At 41.8% G+C, this 18,657-nt stretch carries 19 protein-coding genes and 2 tRNA genes; 20 read left to right on the top strand and 1 reads right to left on the bottom strand.

Going from position 1 to position 18,657, the window contains the following annotated elements; translation table 11 throughout:
* The first annotated feature begins 84 nt into the window (after window positions 1-84).
* The 16 genes from EL241_RS09555 to coaA all read left to right on the top strand — a co-directional run bounded on the left by EL241_RS09555 (window position 85) and on the right by coaA (window position 13,134).
* Window positions 85-2,265 carry a Tex family protein gene (locus EL241_RS09555; protein ID WP_126320533.1) on the top strand — a complete coding sequence of 727 codons (2,181 nt, stop codon included), beginning with the start codon at window positions 85-87 and terminating at the stop codon, window positions 2,263-2,265.
* On the top strand, window positions 2,265-2,726 hold the full coding sequence (locus EL241_RS09550; protein ID WP_003754856.1) for a SprT family protein: 462 nt from the start codon (window positions 2,265-2,267) through the stop codon (window positions 2,724-2,726). Before EL241_RS09555 ends, EL241_RS09550 begins: the two co-directional genes overlap by 1 nt.
* A gap of 70 nt (window positions 2,727-2,796) precedes the next feature.
* A tRNA-Asn gene (locus EL241_RS09545) sits at window positions 2,797-2,869 on the top strand.
* A 25-nt stretch (window positions 2,870-2,894) separates the two neighbouring features.
* Window positions 2,895-2,982 (top strand) — tRNA-Ser (locus EL241_RS09540).
* A gap of 197 nt (window positions 2,983-3,179) precedes the next feature.
* Window positions 3,180-3,464 (top strand): NfeD family protein, encoded by a 285-nt coding sequence (locus EL241_RS09535; protein ID WP_003754863.1) that lies wholly within the window; start codon window positions 3,180-3,182, stop codon window positions 3,462-3,464.
* 13 nt (window positions 3,465-3,477) lie between these two features.
* Window positions 3,478-4,419: a flotillin-like protein FloA gene (gene floA / locus EL241_RS09530; protein WP_003754864.1), complete on the top strand. Its 942-nt coding sequence runs from the start codon at window positions 3,478-3,480 to the stop codon at window positions 4,417-4,419.
* 33 nt (window positions 4,420-4,452) lie between these two features.
* A complete protein-coding gene (locus EL241_RS09525) occupies window positions 4,453-4,851 on the top strand; it encodes a hypothetical protein (protein WP_036106113.1) in 399 nt (132 codons plus the stop codon).
* A 131-nt stretch (window positions 4,852-4,982) separates the two neighbouring features.
* The gene (locus tag EL241_RS09520) at window positions 4,983-5,273 is read left to right on the top strand and encodes a DUF3116 family protein (protein WP_052009177.1); all 291 of its coding nucleotides are present in this window, start codon (window positions 4,983-4,985) and stop codon (window positions 5,271-5,273) included.
* 98 nt (window positions 5,274-5,371) lie between these two features.
* Complete coding sequence (locus EL241_RS09515) at window positions 5,372-5,875, top strand: dual specificity protein phosphatase family protein (RefSeq protein ID WP_003754870.1); 504 nt, start codon at window positions 5,372-5,374, stop codon at window positions 5,873-5,875.
* Window positions 5,876-5,890: 15 nt separating this feature from the next.
* Window positions 5,891-7,246: a glutathione-disulfide reductase gene (gene gorA / locus EL241_RS09510; RefSeq protein ID WP_036106116.1), complete on the top strand. Its 1,356-nt coding sequence runs from the start codon at window positions 5,891-5,893 to the stop codon at window positions 7,244-7,246.
* A gap of 31 nt (window positions 7,247-7,277) precedes the next feature.
* Window positions 7,278-7,958: a histidine phosphatase family protein gene (locus EL241_RS09505; protein ID WP_003754874.1), complete on the top strand. Its 681-nt coding sequence runs from the start codon at window positions 7,278-7,280 to the stop codon at window positions 7,956-7,958.
* A gap of 36 nt (window positions 7,959-7,994) precedes the next feature.
* Entirely contained in the window at window positions 7,995-8,495 is a 501-nt protein-coding gene (locus EL241_RS09500) for an effector binding domain-containing protein (protein WP_036106118.1), read from the top strand.
* Between the two features lie 102 nt (window positions 8,496-8,597).
* Entirely contained in the window at window positions 8,598-10,058 is a 1,461-nt protein-coding gene (locus EL241_RS09495) for an NAD-dependent succinate-semialdehyde dehydrogenase (RefSeq protein ID WP_036106122.1), read from the top strand.
* Between the two features lie 186 nt (window positions 10,059-10,244).
* Window positions 10,245-11,177: a permease gene (locus EL241_RS09490; RefSeq protein WP_003754877.1), complete on the top strand. Its 933-nt coding sequence runs from the start codon at window positions 10,245-10,247 to the stop codon at window positions 11,175-11,177.
* A 15-nt stretch (window positions 11,178-11,192) separates the two neighbouring features.
* Window positions 11,193-12,029 carry a TIGR03943 family putative permease subunit gene (locus EL241_RS09485; protein ID WP_003754878.1) on the top strand — a complete coding sequence of 279 codons (837 nt, stop codon included), beginning with the start codon at window positions 11,193-11,195 and terminating at the stop codon, window positions 12,027-12,029.
* A gap of 184 nt (window positions 12,030-12,213) precedes the next feature.
* Window positions 12,214-13,134 (top strand): type I pantothenate kinase, encoded by a 921-nt coding sequence (coaA, locus tag EL241_RS09480; RefSeq protein WP_036106126.1) that lies wholly within the window; start codon window positions 12,214-12,216, stop codon window positions 13,132-13,134.
* A gap of 50 nt (window positions 13,135-13,184) precedes the next feature.
* On the opposite strand, the gene EL241_RS09475 is transcribed toward coaA, so the two are convergent.
* Window positions 13,185-15,194, bottom strand: a complete 2,010-nt coding sequence (locus EL241_RS09475; RefSeq protein ID WP_126320532.1) for a lipoteichoic acid synthase — start codon at window positions 15,192-15,194, stop codon at window positions 13,185-13,187.
* Between the two features lie 218 nt (window positions 15,195-15,412).
* Between EL241_RS09475 and EL241_RS09470 the strand changes: the two genes are divergently transcribed.
* From EL241_RS09470 to EL241_RS09455, 4 genes are all read left to right on the top strand, one after another.
* Entirely contained in the window at window positions 15,413-16,042 is a 630-nt protein-coding gene (locus EL241_RS09470; RefSeq protein WP_036106127.1) for a DNA-3-methyladenine glycosylase, read from the top strand.
* 59 nt (window positions 16,043-16,101) lie between these two features.
* On the top strand, window positions 16,102-16,767 hold the full coding sequence (locus tag EL241_RS09465) for a class A sortase (protein ID WP_003754882.1): 666 nt from the start codon (window positions 16,102-16,104) through the stop codon (window positions 16,765-16,767).
* A 93-nt stretch (window positions 16,768-16,860) separates the two neighbouring features.
* The gene (locus tag EL241_RS09460; RefSeq protein WP_036106132.1) at window positions 16,861-17,589 is read left to right on the top strand and encodes an MBL fold metallo-hydrolase; all 729 of its coding nucleotides are present in this window, start codon (window positions 16,861-16,863) and stop codon (window positions 17,587-17,589) included.
* 19 nt (window positions 17,590-17,608) lie between these two features.
* Window positions 17,609-18,604, top strand: a complete 996-nt coding sequence (locus EL241_RS09455) for a lipoate--protein ligase (protein ID WP_036106136.1) — start codon at window positions 17,609-17,611, stop codon at window positions 18,602-18,604.
* Window positions 18,605-18,657 lie beyond the last annotated feature (53 nt).

Below are 18,657 nucleotides of genomic sequence, written 5' to 3'. Positions count from 1 at the left end.
TAATCTATTTTGTCCGCAAACTGTTATTTTTCTCAACATATCTATGCTAAAATAGAAAAGTACTACCAACCAGGAGGCTTAAAAATGAATCAAAATACGCAATCTATCCAAGCATTGCTACATAAGCAATTACAACAATTCAACCCAAAACAGATCGATGCAGTCATTCGTTTGATGGAGGAAGGAAATACCGTTCCTTTCATCGCCCGTTACCGGAAGGAAGTAACCGGTAGTCTGGACGAAGTAGAAATTAGAGAAATCGAAGAAGCGTATGCTTACACGACGAAATTAGAAGGTCGAAAAGAAGAGATCATTCGTTTGATCGAAGAACAAGGAAAACTTACTGACAGTTTACAACAGGAGATCCAAACTGCGACCAAGCAGCAGACTTTAGAAGATATTTATCGACCATATAAAGTAAAAAAACGCACAAAAGCTACTATTGCCAAAGAAAAAGGATTGGCATCGCTGGCAGATTGGTTGCTGACTTTCCCAGTAGATCAAGCAGTACTTCCTGAAGCTGCCAAGTATATTGACCCGGAAAAAGAAGTTGCGACAGCAGAAGAAGCACTTGCCGGCGCTCATGAGATCATTGCTGAACTAGTCAGTGATAATCCCAAATACCGGACCTGGATCCGCGACTTTACCCGCAAATACGGGCTGATCACCTCGACTGTGAAAGATAAAGAAAAAGATGAAAAAGCAGTCTATGAAATGTATTATGAGTTTCAAGAAATGATCAATAAATTAGCATCTCACCGGACACTCGCTTTTAATCGCGGAGAAAAAGAAGGCGTTCTTCGCGTCGGTATTCAAATCGATACGATCCGTGTGTTCGATTATTTAGACAAGCAGATCATCCAAAACAACAACTCAGAAGCGGCACAGTACGTGGATACTGCTATCAAAGATGCTTACAAACGTTTTATCGCTCCTGCAATCGAACGAGAACTCCGCGGTGAATTGACAGAAAAAGCAGAGGAACATGCCATCCATATTTTCGCGGAAAACTTGCGTAAACTATTGCTACAAGCACCGCTTAAAGGCAAATATGTCCTAGGTGTCGATCCAGCTTATCGTACAGGTTGTAAATTAGCTGTGCTGGATCCGACTGGGAAAGTCTTGACCATCGGCGTCGTCTATCCACACACCGCGAAAGCCCGTCGTCCGGAGGCGAAAGAGAAAATAACAGAATTGCTCCGTCAATTCCCAATCGAAGTCATTGCGATCGGAAATGGAACGGCTTCCCGTGAAACGGAACAATTTATCGTGGAAGTATTAAAAGAAAGTAGCAGCAAAGCCTTTTACTGCATCGTCAATGAAGCAGGGGCAAGTGTTTATTCGGCAAGTGAGATTGCCAGAGAAGAGTTCCCTGATTATCAAGTCGAAGAACGGAGTGCGGTTTCGATCGGACGCAGACTCCAAGATCCGCTAGCAGAATTAGTCAAGATCGATCCTAAATCTGTCGGTGTTGGGCAATATCAGCACGACGTCTCACAGAAAGAGCTGAACGATACCCTTACGTTCGTTGTGGAAACAGCAGTAAACCAAGTTGGCGTAAATGTAAATACCGCATCTGCTTCTTTATTACAGTACGTTGCTGGACTTAATAAAACAGTTGCTGGGAATATTCGTAAATACCGCGAAGAAAACGGTGGCTTCCATTCCCGTGCCGAATTGAAAAAAGTACCACGACTAGGAGCGAAATCTTATGAACAAAGTGTCGGTTTCCTCCGTATTTTAGAGGGTAAAAATCCGCTTGATAAAACAGCGATCCACCCGGAAAGTTATGATGCTGCAAAAGCATTACTTCAAGAAGCAGGTCTTGGCTTAGAGGAGATCGGCACAGAAAAAGCAAAAACCGCTTTACAAGCGATCGATGCTGCAGCCGTTACTGATAAACTCCAAGTCGGCAAAGAGACGATTCAAGACATCATCGCCAGCTTGATTGCTCCCGGGCGCGATCTGCGTGAGGAATTGGCGATGCCGTTGCTCAAAAAAGACATCGTGAAAATGGAAGATCTAAAACCAGGAATGGAATTGCAGGGAACTGTCAGAAACGTTGTGGATTTTGGGGCTTTCGTCGATATTGGCGTAAAACAAGACGGTTTAGTCCACATTTCCAAATTAAGCAAACAATTTATCAAGAACCCAATGGATGTCGTTTCAGTAGGCGATATCGTTACTGTTTGGGTCGAAGAAGTCGACTTGAATAAAAACCGGATCGCATTGACTCGCTTAGCACCAGAAGGCAAAGCGAAGTGATGACGAATACGGAACTGCAGCGACACATGGAAGCCGTGTCGCTGCAGTTTTTCAAGCGTCCCTTTACGCATCAAGCCCGCTTCAATGCCAGACTGCGAACGACCGGCGGCAGATATCTGCTCGCTTCTCACGCGATCGAAATGAATCCCAAATATCTAAATGCCTATGGTCTAGACTATTTTACAGCAATCATGCGCCATGAACTTTGCCACTATCATCTTCATTTAGAAGGTAAAGGCTATCAACACCGCGATACCGATTTTCGGCAACTTTTGAAAGAAGTAGACGCACCACGTTTCTGCCATGCCTTGCCGGAAGAGAAAGCGGGACATCTTTATCAATGCCTGACTTGTAAGCAGAAGATTTTTCGTCAAAGACGATTTGATGTGAAAAAATATCGCTGTGGTAATTGCGGAGGGAAATGGAAATATTTACAAGAAACCACTATTAAGCCTTCTTGAAACACTTGCTTTTTATTCTTGAAATCTTTATAATAAAAAAAGTCAGAGCAAAAGCGCTGATAGCGATTATTCCACAGTAGCTCAGTTGGTAGAGCAATCGGCTGTTAACCGATCGGTCGTAGGTTCGAGTCCTACCTGTGGAGTCCTTTTTGGGAAAAATGTCGTTTTGGGGAAGTACTCAAGTGGCTGAAGAGGCGCCCCTGCTAAGGGTGTAGGTCGAGAAATCGGCGCGAGGGTTCAAATCCCTCCTTCTCCGTCCTAAAAAAGATTATCTATTTACGAATAGATAATCTTTTTTTATACAGAAAAAGCCCTTTTTTCACCAATTTTGTTAAAAAAGCTCAGGAATTCACTAAATTCATTTAAAATCGATAACATTACGTAAAATACTTGTAATAAACTGAATTTTCGTGTTAAGGTTGTAGTATAAGCCCGAATAGGTAGGTGATAGGGATGGCAAAAGATTTCTCAGAAGATGAAGTCGTTTATGGCGAAACATGGGGGCTCGTGCATCGCGGCGTTTTGGAAGATACCGACATTGAAAGAATGAAAGCGTTACGAGATAAAGTAGTCGGTAAAGAAGGAATAGCAATTACTACACTGAAGCCGATCGGCAGAGTGGAAATTGAAGGAGAAGAGTACGAAGCACGTCTCAAAAGCGGCTATTTAGATAGAGGCTCTGCTATCAAAGCAATTGCTATCGATTTCGGCTATGTATTAGTTACAAAATTAAATTAAAGGAGGAACAAATATGATTTTAACAGCACCGCTCATTATTACTGTAATACTCGTTATCATCGTTTTACTTATTTTCTTCAGTCTGGTCCCAGTAGGATTATGGATCAGCGCACTATCTGCTCGTGTACGGGTGGGACTTGGAACATTGATCGGGATGCGTCTTAGACGAGTTGTCCCTTCTCGTGTCGTAAAACCACTTATCAAGGCAGTAAAAGCCGGATTAGACTTAGAAGTAAACCAATTAGAAAGCCACTATTTAGCTGGTGGGGATGTAGATAATACGGTGGACGCGTTGATTGCTGCTCACCGTGCCAATATCGAATTGGATTTCAGCCGCGCAGCAGCGATCGATCTAGCTGGTCGTGACGTTTTGGAAGCTGTCCAAACTTCCGTTACACCAAAAGTCATTCGCACACCAGAATTTACAGGTGTTGCTCAAAATGGGGTAGAAGTAAAAGTAATCACACAAATCACTGTTCAATCCAATATTGAACGTATCGTCGGTGGTGCTGGAGAAGATACAGTCATCGCGCGTGTCGGGGAAGCCGTTGTTTCTACTGTCGGTGAAACCGCCGAACATACCGATGTATTAGAAAATCCGAACAGCATCTCTAAAAATGTCCAAGAGCAAGGTCTTGGAGACGGTACCGCTTATACGATCCTTTCGATCGACATCGCAGAAATGCGTATCGGTGATAACATCAAGGCGAAACTGGATATCGAAAAAGCCAACGCCGATATGGAAGTTGCTCAAGCAGCGGCTTCAAAACGTAAAGCAGAAGCGATCGCGTTGGAACAAGAAAACCGTGCGGCAGTTGTTGCAGCGGAAGCAGAAGTTCCACAAGCACTTGCTGAAGCACTTCGCAATGGTAAATTAGGCGTAATGGATTACTACAAAATGGAGAACGTCCAAGCTGACACAAGCATGCGCGAATCCATTGCAGATGATGAGTAAAATCCTGGTTAATCAGAAAGAAGGCGATCTGGATTGTCTGAATTATTAGATCTAGCAGGAAACGGCTGGCAGATTGTTATTATCATTATCGCGGTCATCAGCTACGTTGTATCCGCTGCGAACAAAACGAAAGATAAGAAACCTGCCGCACATCAGCAGGCGAAAAAGAACAATACTGCTCGCAGTAAAGCCAACCAGGCTGCTGCACGAAAACAAGCAACGAAACGACCAACTATACAAACAATGACACGTAAACAAGAAAAGTTGTTAAAAGACATACGTCAAGAATCAGACGTGATGACAAGGCCAGGTCGAACTGCTGCAAGCAAAAGCAAAAATGTTCTTCGTCAAGAGTTTGGTTCTTCTAAAAAGCTGAAACGAGCAATGATCTTAAAAGAAGTTTTAGATAAGCCGGTATCTCTGCGTAAATAAGTTCAACAATCATAACAGTAAAAACACTGAAAAAATGGTATGTTTCTTTTTGCTCAAAAAAAGGAAACAACCAAGTAGGTGTTTTTACTGTTATTTTTAACATTTAAACTAGGAGGGAGGGGAGACCCAAGATGAAAAAGCCCAGCATACCGCTGCTGATACAAATTTTCACTGCTATCAACCAAACCAATATAACAGTTGGAGCGCTCACTTTTGAGAATACCAATCAAAGCAGTCTGGATGATTATACTAAAAATGATTTGCTCTACGCCGTTTATTGGCTGGAGTTCAACGGTTATATTTTGCGGCAGGATTCATCGGCTACCCTCAGCAAAAAATACCGGATATCCCCTCAAGGGAAGATCCTACTAGCAGATATCCTTAACGAAAATATCCGCAGCAGTGAAGATTTACCAAATTGAGATCATAAATTTACAAACCTGGCTTTTGGTAATGAGGACAAAGAATGTTAAAATAGTAGTATAATGTTGTTCAAGGCAAACGGAAAAGGAGAATAGTTGTGGCTAGTTTTATCAATAAAGATAAGCGGCAAATTGAATTTGACCCCTACCAACTACCAATTGTTGCCTTGCCCGAAGTAGTTGCTGTTAATTTTAAACCGTTCACGTCAAATGCGATCATGATACGCATCGCGGATGTAGATAAAGACTTCAAACCATTGCGTGATAAAAGTCGTTACATCGATGTACTTCCTATTCATTTTAATGACATCAATGAAGGCGATGATTACTGGGGGTTGAGCGATAAAGAAAAAGCAGATATGGTGTTGTTCAGCAGCATGCATGTCAAAGTGATCTACGACTTTGTCGATAAATATGCAGATGCCGAGCAGATCGTAGTCCACTGCAATGCTGGCGTGAGTAGAAGTAGCGCAGTAGCAATGGGAATCGCCAAGCATGTGAACGATGAAAAGACATACGCAAAATTAAAGCAGATCAAACGTTATTTACCAAATCCGCGGGTTTTAGCACTCATGCGCGGAGAAACATTTACTCAATGGTAGAAAGGACGAGAAAATATGGAACATGTATACGATTATGATTATATCTCTATCGGAGGAGGAAGCGGCGGGATCGCCTCCATTAACCGGGCAGCGATGCACGGTGCGAAATGTGCCCTTATCGAACCCCATTATTTAGGCGGAACATGCGTAAATGTTGGCTGTGTTCCTAAAAAAGTAACTTGGTATGGTGCGCAGATCAATGAATCTTTAAATAAATATGCTGCTGATTACGGAATCGAAGCAAGCCATAAAATTTCTTTTGAGAAATTGGTCGCTAATCGAGATGCATACATAGAGCGAATCCGCGGTTCCTATAAAAACGGTCTCGATAGCAATAGTGTCGAGTGGATCAAAGGTTATGCTAGCTTTATTGATGCCCATACGATCGAAGTAGATGGTAAACAGATCACGGCTGAACACATTCTGATCGCGACTGGCGGGCAACCGATCTATCCGGAAATCAAGGGTAGCCAGTATGGCCAGACTTCCGATGACTTTTTTGATTGGAAGACTTTACCGGATCGTGTAGCCATTGTTGGTGCCGGTTATATTGCCGTGGAACTTGCAGGATTATTAGAAAGCTTTGAAGTAGAGACCCATTTGTTCGTTCGAAAAGAGCAGCCGCTTCGTAAATTTGATGCTCTATTATCGGAGACACTAACAGAGATAATGGATAAATCGGCACTGCACTTACACAAACAGGCAGTTCCAAAAGAAGTCGTCAAAAACGAGGACGGCAGCTTGACGCTTTACCTCGAAAACGGTGAATCGCAAACTGTCGATGCGCTTATTTGGGCGATCGGTCGCAAACCGCATTTTGACAAATTAGCTTTGGATAAAGCGGGAGTGAGATTGACGGATAAAGGGTATATCCAAGTAGATAAATACCAAAATACGACTACTGAACATATCTATGCTGTTGGGGATGTGACTGGGAAATTCGAACTGACTCCGGTGGCGATCGCTGCTGGAAGGAGATTATCCGAGCGCCTATTTAACGGCAAACTTGACGAACATTTGGAATATGAAAATATCCCAACCGTCGTCTTCAGCCATCCAGCCATTGGCACAGTAGGATTGACAGAAGCAGAAGCGATTCAAAAGTACGGGGAAGAAGATATCCAAGTATATCAATCCAGTTTCACTTCCATGTACACCGCGATCACAGAGAACCGTGAACCATGCAAGATGAAACTGATCTGCCAAGGCGAAAACAAACGTATTGTTGGACTGCACGGCATCGGTTATGGAGTTGATGAAATGATCCAAGGTTTTGCAGTTGCGATCAATATGGGTGCGACTAAACAAGACTTTGACCGCACCGTAGCAATTCATCCTACTGGAGCAGAAGAATTCGTTACAATGCGCTAAGTACTAAAGGGAAAATGGGAGGTAGCTAAACATGACAAAAAAACTTTCTTTATACTTTGTAAGACACGGACAGACTTATTTGAATAAAAACTTGCGGATCCAAGGCTGGGCAGATACACCACTTACGCCAGAAGGGATCGAGGTCGTCAAGGCAAGTGGAAGAGGGCTTGCAGATACAGAATTCGTTGCGGCCTACAGCAGCGATCTACATCGTACGATCGCCACAGCCGAATATATTTTAAAAGAAAACAAACACGGCTTCGGGCTAGTTTTAGAACCGCTTAGCGAATTCCGTGAAACTTTCTTCGGCTCGCTGGAAGGCGAAGTCGGTACAGTGGCTTGGGATAAAATCGCCAAAGCAAATGGTTACGCCTCGAAAGAAGACCTTGAACAGCGTGCAGATGTTAGACAAACTATGAACGCGACAAAAGCTGCCGATCCAACAGGAGATGCGGAAGACTTTATGGAATTCTGGTCTCGCGTTGAAAAAGGCTTTCTGCATGTGATCAATCGCCATCGCGAAGAAGGCGGCAATATTTTGATCGTCGCTCACGGCAACACGATCAAAAATATCGTCCATGAGTTGGAGCCTTCGATGGACCCATCTGTCGTACTTGATAATGCCAGCGTTACCGTACTTACTTATGAAAACGGCCTTTTCAAGCTAGATAGACTCAATGATACTAGTCACTTTCAATACGACGAAGTATAATTAGAAAGAAGAATAACCTTGAAGGAGTGGATGACAATGGCAATTAGCAGCATTCGATTAGAAGAACAAGAAGGATTTTCCTTATTAGCAAAACGTAAACAAGAAAATGATTCCACGATATTAGCAGATATTTCTCAATTTGCGGAGGAAAACGGTCCTTACATTGTCACCGATGAACTATACCATGTTGTCATTCATGATCTGGAAGAAGGGCTGCGTGATTATTACGCGGTACGGATCAAGCATGATCTTCCTGAAAAACCGGAAGAAATGGAAGTACTCGATGTGCCGTCTTTTACGTATTTCGTGGCAGAGCATCAAGCGGATACCCCTGTGGAAGAGAGTTACGATCATTTGCAGAAGCACATGGAAACAACCAAGTACCGTCCTTATATAACCGCTCAGTCACCACTTTCCGATCCATTTCCTTTGAAAATCGAGATTTTGCAAAAAGATGGTAAGATCTATACCGAAACTAGTAAGCGGGACATTCTGATCCCTGTTCAAAAAAGTTTATACAATGAAGAGATCGAGTAGAAGGAATGGGCAACCATTTCTTCTTTTTTTGTATAATAAGATTAAAAATCTATATTCGTGGAAAACACTAGGTAGACACATTTTTAGAAGGAGTGAACGAAATTGAGTAAACCAAACTTACCAAACGTGAAAACCCAATTATTTATAGATGGAAAATGGATCGACGGAGATAAAAAAGACACCAAAGCCGTGATCAATCCAGCAAATGGAGAAACACTTACCGAAGTAGCTCAAGCCGGGGAAGCGGAAACAACACGCGCGATCGAAGCTGCCAAGAAAGCATTTGGCGAATGGAAAGAGTTAGAATTAGCGAAACGGGTCGCGATTTTAAATAAAATCGGTGATTTACTAGAAGAGCGCGCAGAAGAATTAGCCCCGATCATGACTTTAGAACAAGGGAAACCACTAAAAGAATCAAAAGGTGAGTTTCTAACCGGAGCAGCAAACTTTCACTGGGCAGCAGAGGAAGCACGACGTCTGTATGGCGAAACAATTCCCGCTCCCAATAATCATGCCTATATCGTGAAAAAAGAGCCTATCGGGGTCGTAGGAGCGATCACACCATGGAATTTCCCAGCTGGGATGGTAACAAGAAAAATCGCCCCTGCTTTAGCAACCGGTAATACAGTGGTCTTGAAACCTTCCGGTGATACACCGTTATCCGCCCTTGCTATCTTTGAGCTTTTTGAAGAAGCAGGCCTACCTAACGGCGTAGCCAATCTAGTGATGGGAAGCTCCAAAGAGATCGGGAAGACACTGACAGATAGCGACGATGTCCGCAAACTCACCTTCACTGGTTCCACTGCGGTAGGGCAAACACTGTTTGAACAATCTGGTCAGACTTTAAAAAAATTGTCGCTTGAATTAGGTGGACATGCCCCATTCATCGTTTTTGCCGATGCAAATATCGACGATGCAGTAGCAGGATTGATCGCTTCTAAATTCCGTAATAACGGTCAGGTTTGTATCGCCCCAAATCGGATCTTCGTGGAAGCGTCTATTCTTTCTACTTTCCAAGAAAAATTGGTAGAGAAAGTGAAAAACCTAAAAGTCGGAAATGGCTGGGATGAAGTAGACGTAGGGCCACTTATCCGCGAAGATGCGATCGATAAAATCGAGGATCAATTAAAAGATGCGAAAGCCAAAGGTGCCGAAGTGCTTGTCGGTGGTAAAAAAGCGACAGGTGACGGACTGGAAAATGGTAACTTCTATCTGCCTACTATTCTAGGTAATGTAACACGGGATATGAACATTTTCTATGAAGAAACATTTGGTCCGGTCGTACCGCTTATTACTTTCGAGACAACGGAAGAAGCAATTAAACTGGCTAATGATTCGGAATTCGGTCTAGCTTCTTATTTCTACACGAAAGATCTTTCGCGCGTGGAACAAGTAAGCTCCGGACTTGAATATGGGATGGTCGGTGCTAATGAAGTAGCGATCTCTAATCCGGAAACGCCATTCGGAGGAGTGAAACATTCCGGCTTTGGTCGTGAAAATGGGCATTTTGGCATGGAAGAGTACTTGCAAGTTAAATTCGTCAACCTAAAATACCGTGACTAAGCGGTTTATCATATAAAAAATGCTGACTGCCGATTTCCGGTAGTCAGCATTTTTTTTAGGTACTTTCCTCCTAAAAGCGTGAAAGCCGTGCCATTCTGCTTGCTTTCAAAAAAAAATAGGACTAAAATCGAATAGTTATTAAAAATGGATTGTAGTTAGAATCTCGCAGAAAGAAGGATTATACGTTTGTTTACGCATTTACCTCATTCATTTTTACAAATGAATACGATTTTTATTTCTATTTTGATTGAAGCACTGCCCTTTGTTTTGATCGGTGTCTTCATTGCCGGATTTATTCAAATGTTTATTTCAGAACAGTTTATTGCCCGCATTATTCCTAAAAATAAATTCCTTGCCGTTATTGTCGGTTCCGTCATCGGTGTGTTCTTTCCTTCTTGTGAATGCGGTATCGTCCCGATCGTACGAAATCTGATGCTAAAAGGTGTTCCGCTTCATGCAGGGATCGCGTTTATGCTCACTGCGCCGATCATCAATCCGGTCGTCGTCTTCTCTACATACGTTGCTTTCGGCAGCACTTGGGAAATGCCGATCTTGCGGATCGTTGGGAGTCTAGTCGTTGCGATCATTGTTGGTAATGCGATTGCTTATTTTTACAAGGGAACTGGGCTAAAAGACCGTTTTTTACGCGTAGAAGAAGCAGTTCATGAGGAGACACATCCACACGAACATCATCACCATCATAAGCTATCATTTAGCCAAAAAGTTTGGCACACGCTGCAACATGCTGTCGATGAATTTTTTTCTGTCGGAAAGTATCTGGTGTTTGGAGCTCTCCTTGCAGCGGCAATGCAAACCTACATAAAAACATCCACACTGAGCGCGATCGGACATGGCCCAGTACTCTCTATCTTATTGATGATGGTACTTGCCTTCCTACTATCGCTTTGTTCCGAAGCGGATGCTTTCATCGGTGCATCATTCCGCAGCGTCTTTTCGACCCAATCGATCGTTGCCTTCCTTGTTTTTGGCCCAATGCTGGACATCAAAAACCTATTGATGATGGGAAGTACATTTAAAGCAAAATTCATTCTTTATATCGTCGCAGGGGCGACAGCCGTTGTCTTCTTATATGCACTACTATTAATATTTATCGTTTAGAAAGGGGAATATCCCATGTTTCGCGTCTTTATTTTACTCGGATTCGGTTTTTACCTGATGCAGCTGCATATCAATGGCGAAATCAGTAAATATATCAATATGCGGTACTCCTATTTATCTATCGCAGCAATGATCGCAGCTTTTCTACTAGGGATCATCCAGCTGATCATGGTATTCCGCGATGAAGATATTGAAAAACATGAGCATCATGGTCATACACATGAAGGCGAAAATCGCTGGTGGAAAAAAATCATTGTTTACGGCATGTTGCTTTATGCACTGGCAGCTGGATTCTTAGTGCCAGTAGCGACCCTCGATTCAACGATCGTTTCTGCCAAAGGCTTCCATTTTCCTAAAAACAATGCAGCCGGTGACGATCCATTCGCTCAGAATCAATTTCTACGGCCAGACACCAGCGGCTATTTCGGAAAAACCGATTATGAAAAAATGATGGAAAAAGAAAAAGCCTCCATCATCAATCAAGATACAATCAAAATTACCGATAAAAATTATTTAATGACTATGGAACTGATTTATAATTATCCCGGCGAATTTGAAGGGAAAAACATTGAATTTACCGGTTTCGTTTATAATGACAAAGTGACCAACGATAACAATCTGTTCCTATTCCGCTTCGGTATCATCCACTGTGTGGCGGATTCAGGTGTTTACGGCATGCTCGTCCATATGCCAGACGACGCAAAGTACAAAAATGATACTTGGGTAAAAGTATCCGGAAAACTAACAGAAGAGAACTATGCACCATTTAAAATGAACATTCCAGCACTTCAAGTAACCCATTTCGAAAAAATCGACAAACCGAAAGACGTCTATGTTTATAGACAATTTTAAATGATATTTTCTAACACGGAAAAGGACTTTGCCAGTAGGGGAAAGTCCTTTTCACTTGGTGATCCAGCGCTACTTTCGAAGTTTTTATTTCTAAGGTATCAAGACTTGCAGTTTCAAAACGAGTCATGTATGCTATAAAAGGAATAAATCAAGCAGAACAGACGACAAAGGACGGACTGAACCTATGAATGACGATAAGAACTATTTTCATTTTAAAAGAGAAATGTGGCAGCATTTAGAAATCAGTGAAGACCAGCTGCTCACGGCGGAAGAATTGGAAGAAATCCGGGGATTGAACGATCGGATCTCCTTAGAGGACATTTCAGAGATTTATTTGCCGCTGATAAAATTGGTTGCTATGGAATATCATGAAGCAATCTTTATTCATGAAGAAAAGCTTCGTTTCCTGCAAAAAAAGGAAACACGCGCTCCATTCATTATTGCCTTAGCTGGAAGCGTCGCTGTTGGAAAAAGCACGACCGCCCGGGTATTCAAATTAATGCTCGATCGCTGGTTCTCCAAGACGCGCAAAGTGGAATTGATCACGACAGATGGCTTTCTTTATCCCAATAAGATTCTTGAAGAAAAGGGGATCATGGATCGCAAAGGGTTTCCAGAAAGTTACGATAAAGAAAGATTCGCTGCTTTTTTAAAAGAATTAAAGCAAAATAAGCCTACAATCGATGTGCCGATGTACTCGCATTTTACTTATGATGTTCTAGAAGAAACGCGAACGATCGAACGCCCAAATATCGTCATCATTGAGGGCATCAACGTGCTGCAGGCGGATATTCAGGCGAATATTTTTCCTAGTGATTTCTTCGATTTTTCCGTATATATGGATGCGAAGGAAGAAGATATCAAACGTTGGTACCTCGAACGCTTTTTCATGCTGCGTGAAACGGCTTTTCAGGACGAAAGTTCCTATTTTCATCCCTACACGAAGATCAGTACGAAAGAAGCGGAGGCGTTCGCTTTGGAGGTCTGGGATACGATCAATGGTGTCAATTTGAAAGAGAATATCGAAAAAACCAAGTACCGTGCCAATGTTGTGTTGGCAAAAGGAGCCGATCATTTAGTTTCGGATATTTACCTGCGAAAATAAGTATTAAAAAAACGGCGTGAAGTTCATGAACTTCACGCCGTTTTTTTTTATTATTTTTTCGTATCGTTTTTCTCGGTAGGTTTCTTTTTATCGAAATCTTTATCTTTGCTTGGGTCACCTTGGATCTTCTTGTTGTAGTTATAGTCATCCGGATTCACTTTATCAAATCCTTTTGGTGCATAGAAGCGAAGCAAGTCGCCGGCCAGAACGGAATCGGAAAGTTCTAGTTCTTTAGATACTAAATCTTTTGTTTCCGTCATTTCTTTCGTAGGATCCTCAATTGGTTGACCGTCGTTTTGGTTATAGAATTTACCGCCGATCATGGAGTAATCTTTCGAAATAAAGTCACCATTACGGAATGGAACGAGCTGTTTATGATCTTTCGAAAGCAAGTCCGTACCGAATTGCAAGTAATCTTTATTATCGATGCCTACTAAGTGTTCCAACGTAGGTAGCAAGTCGATCTCGCCACCATATTGTTTTTGGATACCGCCTTTGACACCAGGAACATGGATCATTAGAGGAACACGTTGCGCTTGTGCATTTTGATAAGCATCGTAGTCTTTCCCTAAGATCTTACTCATTGCTTCGGAGTGATTGTCAGAAATACCATAGTGGTCACCGTACATCACGATAACGGTATTGTCATAAAGTCCTTTTTTCTTCAAGTACGTCATGAAATCTTTCACGGATTCATCAAGATAACGAGCCGTTTGGAAATACGTATCAACCGATTTATCACCAGTATCAGCCGGTGCGATCGTTGCTTCCTTATCATCGATCGGATAAGGGAAGTGGTTCGTTAGCGTAATAAATTTCGTGTAGAAGGGTTGTTTCAAGTTCGAGATGTATTTCTCGGATTCCTTAAAGAATGGTTTATCTTTCAGTCCATAGTTGGAAACATCTTCATCATTCATATCATAATAGTTAGCATCGAAGAAGTGATCATAGCCAAAGTGTTTATAGATCTCGTCACGGTTCCAGAAACTCTTATAGTTACCATGGAATACAGCAGAGGTATAACCATGCTGACCAAAGATCGCTGGCGCAGACTCATAAGTGTTTTGGCTCTTCGATGTAAAAGCAGAACCTTGTGGTAGTCCATATAAGGAATTTTCCAGCATCATTTCGGCATCGGAAGTTTTCCCTTGACCAGTTTGATGGAAGAAATTCGTAAAGCTGAGTGTATTCTTATCCTTAAAGAACGAGTTCAAGTACGGTGTTACTTCTTCACCATGCAGTTTATAATTGATCAGGAACTGTTGGAAACTTTCCAAGTGGATGTACATGATATTCATACCTTTTGCTTTTCCAAAGTAGATCGAGTTCGGTGCTGCATGTTTTGATTTTGTATAATTGAGTACTTTTGTTACATCGCTACTGTCTGCCAGTGCACGTTCTGTAGAAGACTGTGTACTCTTGACTGCATCATAGATCTGGTAGTTCGTCATACCCAAATACTTCACGATGTAGTTTCTGTCAAATGTTCTTGTCAAAAGTTGCGGACGGTCGATTTCTGCAAGTCCTAGGTTTGCTAAGAACATCGCGATACCGAGTGTCAGTACTCCGACTACTTTTCTTGCACGGATGCGAGCCGTTTTATCTGGTTTTACAAAACGGAAGGCAAGTAACCCGATCAAAATCAGGATATCGATAAAGAAAAGAAAATCATGTGGACGTAGTAATGCAGAAATACTGCCACCTAGATCCCCAAAGTTTTGCATTTGTTTCGTATTTAAGTTAGGCAATGTGATGAAATCGCTGAAGAAACGATAATAAACCACATTGGCGAACAAAACAAATGTCAATAGAAAATCAATAACGATCATCCAAATGAAAGAACGGCGTCCTTTCGCAAATAGTGCTAGACCAAAGAAAAAGACGGTCGCACTGATTGGATTTATAAGTAGTAAAATATTTTGCATCAAGTTTTCAATACCTAGCTTGAAATCAAGCTGATATGCCATATACGTTTTCAGCCAAAAAAGTATGACGGCTAGAATAAAAAAACCATAGTTTTTACTCAAAAAACCTTGGATTTTTCCTTTCCTATCCTTCATGTTACACCTCTCCTAAGCGCTAATTAAAGCTATATTATATTTTTTCCCTAAGCTAAATAAAAAAAGCAGTTCTTTAGTCACCTAAAATTCCGCCCAATTCCCATTATCTTATATTTTACCATACCTCCGCAAAAAAAGAAAAGAATAAAAGCATTGGCTGCGATAGTCGTCATTTAAACGCTTTTTTGATACACTCGGGTAGAGAGGTGAAAACAGAAATGGAGTCAAAAATAACTGCAGCATTTTTTCAAAACCGAACAACAATAGAAGTAGCACGGGATCTACTGGGAACGGAACTAGTCCATATCACCCCACAAGGTGAGTTCGCGGGCTATATCGTAGAAACAGAAGCATATCTGGGACCAACCGATCAAGCGGCACACAGCTTTCGGAGTTTGCGGACAAAGCGAACCGAGATCATGTTTCACGAACCGGGACGGATCTATACCTATCAGATGCATCGCCAAGTACTCCTGAACTTCATCACGATGGCAGAAGGAATCCCTGAGGCAGTTTTGATCCGCGCCATCGAACCATATACCAATGAACTTCAAATGGAAGCAAATCGAAACGGTAAGCACGGCATCGAGCTTACTAATGGACCAGGCAAATTAACACAAGCTATGGGAATAAAGATGGACGACTATGGGAAAAGTCTTTTTGATCATTCGATTTTCTTACGCTCTGGCAAAACGCCTACTGTAATCGCAATGAGCAGCAGGATCGGTGTTCCTAATAAGGGGATGGCAACGCATTATCCACTGCGATTCACAGTTGCCGGCAATCCCTATTTATCTGGTAAGAAGCAACTTGCCACAGCTAACAATGGTTGGTTGGAACTTCCTTAGAAATAGTTGTTTTCTAAAAACGATTCCGCTATAATGAAAAAAGCTAGAAGGAGGAAATAATGGTAAAAAAAATAATTGCAATTATCTTGTTGATCATCGGAGTATTATTGATTTTATCTCCCTTTTTAAAAAATGAAATTGTTAAATATACGAGTCAGCATAATAAAATCACAGCGTTCACGGCAAAAGATATTGAAAAGAATAACCAGAAAAAAGCAGAATTCGATTATGACAGTGTTCAGCTGCCCTCCATGCGAAATGTCGCAGAAGGAGCCATGAAATTTGATAAAAAAGCTGTAGTTGGTGCGATCGCGATTCCTTCCGTCGATATTGATTTACTGATCTTAAAAGGAACCAATACTGCGAATCTATTAGCAGGAGCCACCACTATGAAGCAGGAACAAAAAATGGGAGCAGGCAATTATGCGCTTGCCGGCCACCATATGCGCCGGGAATCGATCTTGTTCGGCCCACTTATGCAAGTAAAAGCAGGTACAAAAGTTTATCTAAGCGACCAAAAATACATTTACACCTATACGATCGATTCAACAGAGATCATTCCGGATACCAATGTGGAAGTGCTTGATGAAACGAAAGAGGCAACGATCACATTGATTACCTGTGACAAACCGACAGAAACGGATAAACGCTTTGTTGCAACTGGGAAATTAACAAAAAAAGAAGCTATAGCTGACAGCTCCGCAAGTAAATATTTCCAGCAATAATGAACCGGATCAAGACCATTTGCAAAAGTGGTTTTGATCTTTTTTTTATTGTATGATAGGGGTAAGCATAATAAAAGAAAGGAAGTAATTCACATGAAATTGACTGTATTCGGGCAATGGGGCGGCTATCCAATTGCAAATGAAGGAACGTCCAGCTATTTAATAGAAGAAGATGGTTTCCAATTGCTGATGGATGTCGGCGCCAGCGCGGTCTCCATTATGCAGAACTATACGCAGCCGGAAACGATCGACGCTGCGATCATTTCTCATTATCATCCTGACCACATTGCCGATGTGGGTATCTTGCAGCACATTCGATTACTATCCAAACAAACACCGAAACCGGAAGTTTTACCGATTTATGGTCATCAAGAAGATGAAAAGTACAAACTGCTGGCGATGGAGGGTGTGACAGAATTCCGCGCATATTCCGGTAATGAACCGATTGAGATCGGACCATTTAAAATAACCTTTCTAAAAACGATCCATCCAGTTCCATGCTACGCTTTCCGAATCGAAGCAGGAGGAAAGGCACTCGTCTACACAGCAGATAGCGCTTACCAAGAAAGTTTTATCCCATTTGCTGATAAAGCCGATCTGCTGATCACTGACACAAATTTTTTCCAAGATATGGCTGGAAAATCAAAGGTTCACATGGCGAGCACAGAAGTGGGAGAATTGGCACAAAAAGCTGGAACTAGACATCTACTTTTAAGCCACTTGCCGCAAGTCGGTGATTTAAGTAAACTAAAAGCAGAAGCAGAGAGTAAATACTCTGGTAAGATCACCATTGCGACCAAAGGCTTGACGATCGAAATTTAATAAAAAAGGGGAGAAAGAGATGTATTTTGTCGACAACAACAATGAAAAAGACCCACGTATCAATTTAGCGATTGAGGAATTTATTTTAACAGAGCTGGAATTAGATGAACCAGTATTGCTGTTTTACATCAATAAACCATCCATCATCATTGGCAGGAATCAAAATACCGTTGAAGAGATCGACACCACATATGTCGATAATAATGATGTTATCGTTGTTCGCCGATTATCCGGTGGCGGCGCAGTGTATCATGACGAAGGGAATCTGAATTTCAGCTTCATCACAAAAGATGACGGCGATTCCTTCCATAATTTTGCTAAATTTACGCAGCCGATCGTAGAAGCTTTAAAACGGCTCGGTGTCAATGCCAAACTGGAAGGGCGCAACGATCTATTGATCGACGGCTATAAAGTTTCTGGAAACGCTCAATTTTCAACCAGAGGAAAGATGTTTTCTCACGGAACATTGATGTTGGATCTGAATTTAGATCACGTAGCGGCTTCGCTAAAACCGCGTAAAGATAAATTTGAATCAAAAGGAATCAAATCTGTCCGCAGCCGCGTAGCCAATATTTCACAGTTCTTAGACAAAAAGTTGACTACAGAAGAATTCCGCGATCTATTGCTCTTGTATATCTTTGACGTCGATCATGTAGAAGATGTGAAAGAATATAAATTAACGGAAAAAGACTGGCAACGTATCCATGAGATTTCTAAAGCTCGCTATGCGAACTGGGATTGGAATTATGGCAAATCACCTAAATTCAACTTGGAACGCTCCAAACGCTTCCCTTCTGGAAGCTTAGACGTACGCTTAGATGTGGAAAAAGGCACAATCGAAAACATCAAGATTTTCGGCGACTTTTTTGGGATCGGCGATGTAGAGGATATTGAAACAAAATTGACAGGTGTCGCTTACAAACGGGAAACATTGGAAGAAGCATTATCCGACATAGACGTACCACATTATCTCGGAAAAATCACAGCCGAAGAATTCATTGATTTGATTTATTAATCGGAAATAGTAACCTGGCATCACTGGACAAGACGATGCCAGGTTACTATTGT

The organism is Listeria grayi (assembly GCF_900638015.1).
Lineage (GTDB): Bacteria > Bacillota > Bacilli > Lactobacillales > Listeriaceae > Listeria > Listeria grayi.
This window is presented reverse-complemented; position numbering and strand designations above follow the sequence as displayed.

Excerpts from the sequence above, each read along its gene's own strand:
- EL241_RS09485 (WP_003754878.1), top strand. The coding sequence starts at position 11,193 with ATGTTTCGCGTCTTTATTTTACTCGGATTCGGTTTTTACCTGATGCAG.
- EL241_RS09520 (WP_052009177.1), top strand. The coding sequence starts at position 4,983 with ATGAAAAAGCCCAGCATACCGCTGCTGATACAAATTTTCACTGCTATC.
- EL241_RS09460 (WP_036106132.1), top strand. The coding sequence starts at position 16,861 with ATGAAATTGACTGTATTCGGGCAATGGGGCGGCTATCCAATTGCAAAT.
- EL241_RS09555 (WP_126320533.1), top strand. The coding sequence starts at position 85 with ATGAATCAAAATACGCAATCTATCCAAGCATTGCTACATAAGCAATTA.
- gorA (WP_036106116.1), top strand. The coding sequence starts at position 5,891 with ATGGAACATGTATACGATTATGATTATATCTCTATCGGAGGAGGAAGC.
- EL241_RS09465 (WP_003754882.1), top strand. The coding sequence starts at position 16,102 with ATGGTAAAAAAAATAATTGCAATTATCTTGTTGATCATCGGAGTATTA.
- EL241_RS09535 (WP_003754863.1), top strand. The coding sequence starts at position 3,180 with ATGGCAAAAGATTTCTCAGAAGATGAAGTCGTTTATGGCGAAACATGG.
- EL241_RS09470 (WP_036106127.1), top strand. The coding sequence starts at position 15,413 with ATGGAGTCAAAAATAACTGCAGCATTTTTTCAAAACCGAACAACAATA.
- EL241_RS09505 (WP_003754874.1), top strand. The coding sequence starts at position 7,278 with ATGACAAAAAAACTTTCTTTATACTTTGTAAGACACGGACAGACTTAT.
- floA (WP_003754864.1), top strand. The coding sequence starts at position 3,478 with ATGATTTTAACAGCACCGCTCATTATTACTGTAATACTCGTTATCATC.
- EL241_RS09455 (WP_036106136.1), top strand. The coding sequence starts at position 17,609 with ATGTATTTTGTCGACAACAACAATGAAAAAGACCCACGTATCAATTTA.
- coaA (WP_036106126.1), top strand. The coding sequence starts at position 12,214 with ATGAATGACGATAAGAACTATTTTCATTTTAAAAGAGAAATGTGGCAG.
- EL241_RS09550 (WP_003754856.1), top strand. The coding sequence starts at position 2,265 with ATGACGAATACGGAACTGCAGCGACACATGGAAGCCGTGTCGCTGCAG.
- EL241_RS09500 (WP_036106118.1), top strand. The coding sequence starts at position 7,995 with ATGGCAATTAGCAGCATTCGATTAGAAGAACAAGAAGGATTTTCCTTA.
- EL241_RS09475 (WP_126320532.1), bottom strand. The coding sequence starts at position 15,194 with ATGAAGGATAGGAAAGGAAAAATCCAAGGTTTTTTGAGTAAAAACTAT.